We start from the raw sequence: 6,476 nt of genomic DNA on the forward strand, positions 1-6,476 counted from the left end.
CGCCGCTACATCATCTGGCGAAACCGCCATGCCGACGACCGGCGCCTACGCGCCATCGTCGACAGGGCGAACGTTGCCTGATGCGGCACTAGCGGATTGCCACGGACTCCCCGACCGGGATGCGCGCGTATCCCATCGTTAATGCCGAGTTCACGATCATTGCGCAGACGCGCGTTGTTCGCCATCGATCACGGCGGCAGAGTGGGTGACGTCGAACACGACGTCACCCCGACACCGGAGGACAGCATGGACACCACCGCCCACCACGCCCTGACCGCGCAGCCCGGCGACACCGCGGCGGTCGTCGCCGAACTGCGCGACCGCGCCGAGATCGCCGACGCTCTCCACCGGTTCGCCCTCGGGCAGGATCTGAAGGACCGCGAGCTGTTCGCCTCGGCGTTCACCGCCGATGCGGAGCTGGACTTCCGGCCGGCCGCTGCCCGTTGGGGCGCCAAGCCGCCTGTGATGACCGGCCGGGACACCATCGTCAGCACCATCCTGGCCATGTTCACCGGCCGGGTGGACACCACACACCAGGTCACCAACCCGCGCATCACCATCGACGGGAACACCGCCCGGCTCACCGCGCTGGTCGAGGCCCAGCACCTGCTCACCGCTGACCCGGGCACGCACGCCCTGCTCAAGAACCCCTACACCGTCGACCTGGTGCGCGACGGCAGCCGCTGGCTCATCCGCCGGATACGCATCGAGAACACCTGGCTCACCGGCAACCCCGTCGCCATCTTCGGTGCCTGACCGAAAGCCGCCAGCCGTCGACATGGATGGGCAACCTCCTGGCTGCCTCCAGGAGGGCGGCATCGGCCACATCGTCCTGCTCTCCGCTGTCCTGGACGATCGACGATGACACGGTCCGACTGCCCGCCACCTCGATGCAGCCGATCGCCGCGTCCGATGTAGCGGCCCCTTTGACGGGCACCCGCGATATCGCCGGACCCGAGTCCTCTCCTTGGACGAACTCGGCAGGATGATGCTCGCCACCCCCGGCGATCACCGCACGGTCAGCACGGACGACACCGTCGGCCCGTTCGCCTCTCTCCCCGGCAACGCCGTCATCGCCAAGGATGGCGCGCACCTCGCGCCCGCGTACCACCTCAACCGGCTCGCCGCGGCGCAGGCGATCTGCGGCATGTGCCAACCGAGATGTCAGGTCCGCGCTGCGGGTCGGGGCCGCTTACCCGCCAGGCCATCGACCCTGGCGCACCCACATGCCACGATCGTCGGCCTACAGAGCCCAACCGACCGGAAGGAAGCCATGCCCGCCTACGCCATAGCCCACCTGCAAGAAGCCGCCGCACACCCGGAGATCGCCCAGTACATCGAGCGCATCCCCGCCACCTTCGAGCCGTACAGCGGCCGCTTCCTCGTGCACGCCACGCAGCACGAGGTGAAGGAAGGCAGCTGGCCCGGACACGTCGTGGTGATCAGCTTCCCCGGCATCGCCGAGGCACAGGCCTGGTGGGACTCACCCGCATACCAGGAGATCGCACCGCTGCGCTCGCGGCACATCGAGGGCGACATCATCCTGGTCGAAGGCGTCCCCGAGCACTACGACCCGACTGCCACCGCAAGAGCGATGCGGGAGTCCCTGCGTGCCGAGTAGACCGCAGGTTCGGGGCCCTGACTCTGCTGCGGTGCGCGCCGGCGGCGGCCGGGCACGTCCTCGGCCTGCCCCGCTCCGGCTCGGGGCGCCGGCCGCTCCGGTGCCCCGCACGCGATGGCGGTGAACGAGACCGTGCTGGCCTTCGTCCTGGGCGGCACCGCGCCGGGTGCCCCGGGCGGAGTCGGCACGGTGACCGACTGGGCGACCGAGGTGGAGTTCACGCTCCCGGGCGGCCGGCGGAAGGTGCGCCCGGACGCCGTGTGGCAGGCGGCGGAGATCGGGGTGCCGGTGCGGGCCTGGTCCGGGCGGGTTGAGTACGCGTACTCATGCGTTCTGCCGTTCATGCCAGGAGAGTTGGGGCGGAAAGTGACGGACGGGTACGGGGAGGCAACGTGCTCCGGTGGAGCCGGGTGGGTGGGCTGGTGCTCACGGTCGTGCTGGCGGGGGCGGTGGCGGGGTGCTCCGGCGCGCCGGGTGACGAAGGGCTGCGAGCCCGGGCCACGTCGAAGGAAGTGGAGTCGCAACGGGCGGCGGAGGAGGCGAAGATCCGCAACCTGATCGCGCGCCTGGGCGAGGTGGAGGGGCTGGAGCCGGCTCTCACCCGGTTCAGCGACATTGGAGTTGCGGGAGAAGGCCGGCCTGGACCGGTTGGAGTGCCCGCAGTGCGCGGCCGACCGGGAGGTGGGGGAGCTGGGCCCGTTGGTGCTGCCCGCCCCGACCAAGCGGGAGCTGGTGGCCGCGTTGGTCTTCGCCCCGGACGATCCGTGGTGGGAGGCGCGAGTGCTGCACGCGAAGGTGTTCCCGGCGAAGGACCGGAAATGACCTGCTTGGTTCAGCGGCAGAGTTCGAAGATGATGTCGTCGAAGTCGGGGAGGAAGTCGTCGCTGGTGGCCTCGTCGTTGCCGGTCCACAAGCGAATCCAGTCGGTGGTGTCCTCAGCGGAGAGGAAGGCGTCGAAGGGCTCGAAGTCGATACCCTCGCCGCCGTCGTAGTCGAACGGCACTGCCGGCGCGGCGGCCAGGGCGGCGGGGAACCGTCGAGCATCAGTAGCTGTCACGCGGAGAACCTACCGCGGCCCTCCGCACCGCCTCACCCCGTAGCAGGACGCCCAGGGCTGGGGCACGGCGAACCGCCGCCCCGGTCGACGTGGCGTACATACGGCGATGGTAGCCAGGCGGTTCTGACCGGGCATCGGACCGTGGGCGTACAACCCTGGCTGACAGGGCGGCCGGACGACTGTCACCACGGGTTCGATGTGCTGAACACCGCTCGGGCGGCACGATGGGCCGCATGATCGAAGTCCACGAGCTGACGAAGCGTTACGGCAAGAAGCTGGCGGTCAACAACCTGAGCTTCACCGTCAATCCGGGGCAGGTGACCGGGTTCCTCGGCCCCAACGGAGCCGGCAAGAGCACCACCCTGCGGATGATCCTCGGTCTGCACGCCCCCACCAGCGGGACCGTCACCGTCGACGGTCGGCCGTTCCGCTCGCTGCCCCGTGGTCTTCGGCACGTCGGCGCGCTGCTGGACGCCGGCGACGTGCATGGCGGGCGTACCGCCCGGTCCCACCTGCGGGCACTGGCCCGCAGCAACGCGATCCCGCGCAGCCGGGTGGACGAGGTGCTGCGCGAGGTCGGCATCGCCGATGCGGCGGACCGCCGGATCGGCGGTTTCTCCCTCGGCATGCGCCAGCGCCTGGGCATCGCCACCGCGCTGCTCGGCGACCCGCCCGTACTGCTCTTCGACGAGCCGCTCAACGGACTGGACCCGGAGGGCGTGTACTGGGTGCGCGGCCTGTTCCGGGGGCTGGCGGCCGAGGGGCGCACGGTCTTCGTCTCCAGCCACCTGATGTCCGAGATGGAGCACACCGCCGATCAGCTCGTCGTCCTCGGCCGCGGTGAGTTGATCGCCGCGGAGAGCGTGGTGGACTTCGCGGCCCGCGGGGCCGGCCGGAGCGTGCTGGTCCGCACCTCGGACCCGGCGGCGCTGTCGCCACTACTGACCGCCGAGGGCGCCTCGGTGCAGCGGGAGGCGGACGGGAGGCTCACGGTGGTCGGGCTGGAGTCGGACCGGGTCGCCGAGATCGCCTTCGGACACCGCATTCTGCTGAACGAGTTGACAAGTCACACCGGATCGCTGGAGGAGGCGTTCATGGAGCTGACCGCCGACAGCGTCGAGTACCTCGCAGGAGAGACCAAGTGACCGCGCCGAAGACGACCAGGATGACCGCGGTGTCCAACGTGGCGTCCCTGGAGCCCAAGCCCCGCTTCAGTGATCTGTTCGCCGCCGAGTGGATCAAGCTGTGGTCGCTGCGGTCGACCCCTTGGGCCCTGGTCGCCACCGTCGCGCTGGTCCTCACCACCACCATCACCGGCGCCCTGGGCGACCTCCAGAACTACCAGCAGTCCGACGAGGCGCAGCGGGCGTACTTCCGGATGTTCGGGGCGCCGGTCGAGTCGTTCTCCACCGGCGCTGCCACGCTGCTGATCATCGGCGCCGGCGCCATCGGTGCCGTGACCGTCCTCAGTGAGTACACCTCCGGGATGATCCGGACGACCTTCACGGTCGTCCCCGCCCGTAGTTCGGTGATGGCCGCGAAGGTGGCGGTGGTCGCCGTGGTCACGATCGCCCTTGGTGTGGGTGTGGCGTTGGCCTCGTTCGGTGCCGCCCAGGGGATCCTGTCCGGTCAGCACGTCGCCGTCGGCTTCGGGTACTGGGGGGTCATGCGCCTGCTCGTGGCCTCTGCGGTGATCGCTCCGGTCTCCGCCCTCGTGGGCATGGGGTTGGCTGCGGCCATCCGGCACAGCGTGCTCACCATCGTGGCCACGATCGCTCTGCTCTTCGTTCTGCCCTCCATGCTGAACAGCGACAAGCACCTCACTGTCAGCATCCGGCACATGACGATCCCGCAGGCCTGGGAGCGCATCGGCCACGAGCCGTCCGTCACGGAGCACTGGCCGTGGACGGTGGGAGGTGCCTGCATCGTTCTCGGCGCATGGGCGCTGGTCGCCGCAGCCATGGCCATCTTCATCCCGAACCACCGGGACCAGTGAGTGCCGTTCCTGCCGGTCCCCATCCCAGCCGCGGGCCGACGCGGCCGGACTGATCACGTGGAACTCGAACGCTGATTCCACGATCATCCGGCCCGTCGGTCCGCGGCTTTTCCTTTGCCTTCGAAGAGACGCGGTCGTCGAGCACTGCGCCCACCTCGGCATCGACGTGGAAATTGTCCAACGTGAGCCCGGCGCACGAGGGTTCACACCGGAGCCCAAACGGTGGGTGGTCGAGCAGACGCTGGGCACTCTCATGCTCCACCGCAGGCTCGCGCGGGACTACGAGGCAAAGCCGGCCAGCTCGGTGGCGGTGATCCACTGGTCCATGACCGACGTGATGCTCCGCCGGCTCACCCGGGCCGCCATCCCGACATGGTGCGACCCGCCACCCTGGCGTCCGGCACCTGTGACCAGCGGGAGCGTCGATGAGGGAACTCCTGGACAAGATCGAGTCCCGGCAGCAGCTCGTCCTCGAGACAGCCGAGGAACTACGTGAGCAGATCGCCCGTCTCGCCGAACAACTCGCGGCTGCCGAAGACACGTCCGCGAGGCCCGCGCCGAGGATCCGGCGCGGGCCTGCGTGGTGGTCACCGCCGACCGCGAACTGCGCACCCGGGTGGGCGCGTTGGGTGCGGCCGTCACCGGCCCCCGGAGCGTCCGGGGCTGAGCCCGGGGCCCGGGATCCGGGTCAGTGGGCAGAGCGGATCTGGAGGGCGTTGATGCCCCAGTGGATCGACGGGTCCGAGGTGTGCACGGTGAACTGGAAGTCCCGGCCGGGACGGGCGGGGATGTCCACCGAGCCGACGCCGACGGAGTCCACCGGGCACTGCACCGTGAAGTCGGCCGGAGCCAGACCGCCGACGTGCACCTGCACCGACCCGCCGCCCTGACAGCCGACGGTGACGGCGATCGGCAGCGTCTCGATCACCGAGGCCGTCACCGCGCTGCCGTTCCCGATCCAGTCGGGGATCGAGAACATGGTGTCCTCGTCCGGGGCCGGCGGCAGGATCTGGCCCGTCCCCGGCTGACCGAAGGGCTCGTCCGAGGCCGGTGCCGGGTCGGCGGGCTGCGCCGATGCCGTCCCGGCGAACGCCAGCGTCACCCCCAGCACCCCGGCCGCTGCGGTGAGCGTGCGCGTCTTCGTCGGCTTCATCGTGGTCCCCCCTGCTGTGTTCACGTGTCGTACCGGTGTTCGGCACACGAAGTTGATCCTAGAGCGCGGCACCGTCCGGCAGCACGACAACGACGGGGACGGCTGGCGCGAGTACGACGACTCGGTGCCGGTCGTCGCGACCACGCTGGAACTCTTGGCCGAGCACGGCCTGCTCGGCCCGGTGTGGTGGCGCTTCGGCCGCCCCGGTCGGCATTCCCTGATCGAGGCGTTGGACAACCCGGACCACCGGGCCGCCTACGACCAGCGCCAGGCCGCCCGGGAGAAGAAGGCCCGCCAGGCCCACCGCGAGCTGATGCGGACACCCTGGCCTGTGCCGACTGTGGCCAGCGTGCGTGGAGGCCGTGGTGGCCGTCTGGCAGGCCTGGATCTGGGACCGGGAACGCGGACGCCCGCCGTGGACTGGCCGACAAATCCCGTTGCCGGGCAGCGCAGCTTTCGGCAGGCTGCTCGTTATGACGATCCGTCGAAAGGCCAATGGCGCGTAGGTCGCCCGCCCGCGTGCGCGCGGGCCTGAGCCGCATGCCCCGCCCGTATGAGCTGCTCTGGCTTTCGTGGAGTCCCTGATGTCTGGGTTTGTTACGATCCAGGCGTAAGGAGAACCACGAGCAGTGCCAGCACCACGTAAGTA

7 protein-coding genes and 3 pseudogenes are annotated in these 6,476 nt (G+C 70.0%); 8 read left to right on the forward strand and 2 right to left on the reverse strand.

The features are described from left to right. Positions 1-201: 201 nt before the first annotated feature. The 3 genes from ACFQ87_RS43450 to ACFQ87_RS43460 all read left to right on the forward strand — a co-directional run bounded on the left by ACFQ87_RS43450 (position 202) and on the right by ACFQ87_RS43460 (position 2,443). The gene (locus tag ACFQ87_RS43450) at positions 202-756 is read left to right on the forward strand and encodes a nuclear transport factor 2 family protein (protein ID WP_380616557.1); all 555 of its coding nucleotides are present in this window, start codon (positions 202-204) and stop codon (positions 754-756) included. 517 nt (positions 757-1,273) lie between these two features. Then, positions 1,274-1,621 (forward strand): DUF1330 domain-containing protein, encoded by a 348-nt coding sequence (locus tag ACFQ87_RS43455; RefSeq protein ID WP_380616564.1) that lies wholly within the window; start codon positions 1,274-1,276, stop codon positions 1,619-1,621. A gap of 621 nt (positions 1,622-2,242) precedes the next feature. Further along, positions 2,243-2,443 carry a hypothetical protein gene (locus ACFQ87_RS43460; protein ID WP_380616558.1) on the forward strand — a complete coding sequence of 67 codons (201 nt, stop codon included), beginning with the start codon at positions 2,243-2,245 and terminating at the stop codon, positions 2,441-2,443. Between the two features lie 52 nt (positions 2,444-2,495). Here ACFQ87_RS43460 and ACFQ87_RS43465 read toward each other — a convergent pair. Next, positions 2,496-2,678, reverse strand: a pseudogene (locus ACFQ87_RS43465) (SMI1/KNR4 family protein); the annotation flags it as partial. A gap of 233 nt (positions 2,679-2,911) precedes the next feature. Between ACFQ87_RS43465 and ACFQ87_RS43470 the strand changes: the two are divergent. The 4 genes and pseudogenes from ACFQ87_RS43470 to ACFQ87_RS43485 all read left to right on the forward strand — a co-directional run. Further along, positions 2,912-3,823, forward strand: coding sequence for an ABC transporter ATP-binding protein (locus ACFQ87_RS43470; protein WP_380616559.1), 912 nt, complete (start codon positions 2,912-2,914; stop codon positions 3,821-3,823). Continuing rightward, positions 3,820-4,674 carry an ABC transporter permease gene (locus ACFQ87_RS43475; protein WP_380616560.1) on the forward strand — a complete coding sequence of 285 codons (855 nt, stop codon included), beginning with the start codon at positions 3,820-3,822 and terminating at the stop codon, positions 4,672-4,674. Before ACFQ87_RS43470 ends, ACFQ87_RS43475 begins: the two co-directional genes overlap by 4 nt. Before the next feature lie 124 nt (positions 4,675-4,798). Then, positions 4,799-5,050: pseudogene (locus ACFQ87_RS43480) on the forward strand (IS5/IS1182 family transposase); the annotation flags it as partial. Between the two features lie 189 nt (positions 5,051-5,239). After that, positions 5,240-5,341 (forward strand): annotated as a pseudogene (locus tag ACFQ87_RS43485) (NTP pyrophosphohydrolase); the annotation flags it as partial. Positions 5,342-5,362: 21 nt separating this feature from the next. On the opposite strand, the gene ACFQ87_RS43490 reads toward ACFQ87_RS43485, so the two are convergent. Continuing rightward, positions 5,363-5,827 carry a hypothetical protein gene (locus ACFQ87_RS43490; RefSeq protein ID WP_380616561.1) on the reverse strand — a complete coding sequence of 155 codons (465 nt, stop codon included), beginning with the start codon at positions 5,825-5,827 and terminating at the stop codon, positions 5,363-5,365. Here ACFQ87_RS43490 and ACFQ87_RS43495 point away from each other — a divergent pair. Next, on the forward strand, positions 5,805-6,362 hold the full coding sequence (locus ACFQ87_RS43495) for a hypothetical protein (protein WP_380616562.1): 558 nt from the start codon (positions 5,805-5,807) through the stop codon (positions 6,360-6,362). The two genes, ACFQ87_RS43490 and ACFQ87_RS43495, sit on opposite strands and share 23 nt — an antisense overlap. The last annotated feature ends 114 nt before the right edge of the window (positions 6,363-6,476 follow it).

The organism is Kitasatospora sp. NPDC056531, assembly GCF_042794375.1.
Lineage (GTDB): Bacteria > Actinomycetota > Actinomycetes > Streptomycetales > Streptomycetaceae > Kitasatospora.

Bases quoted from the DNA above. Each gene is read 5' to 3' on its own strand.
- ACFQ87_RS43455 (WP_380616564.1), top strand. From the start codon at position 1,274: ATGCCCGCCTACGCCATAGCCCACCTGCAAGAAGCCGCCGCACACCCG.
- ACFQ87_RS43470 (WP_380616559.1), top strand. From the start codon at position 2,912: ATGATCGAAGTCCACGAGCTGACGAAGCGTTACGGCAAGAAGCTGGCG.
- ACFQ87_RS43490 (WP_380616561.1), bottom strand. From the start codon at position 5,827: ATGAAGCCGACGAAGACGCGCACGCTCACCGCAGCGGCCGGGGTGCTG.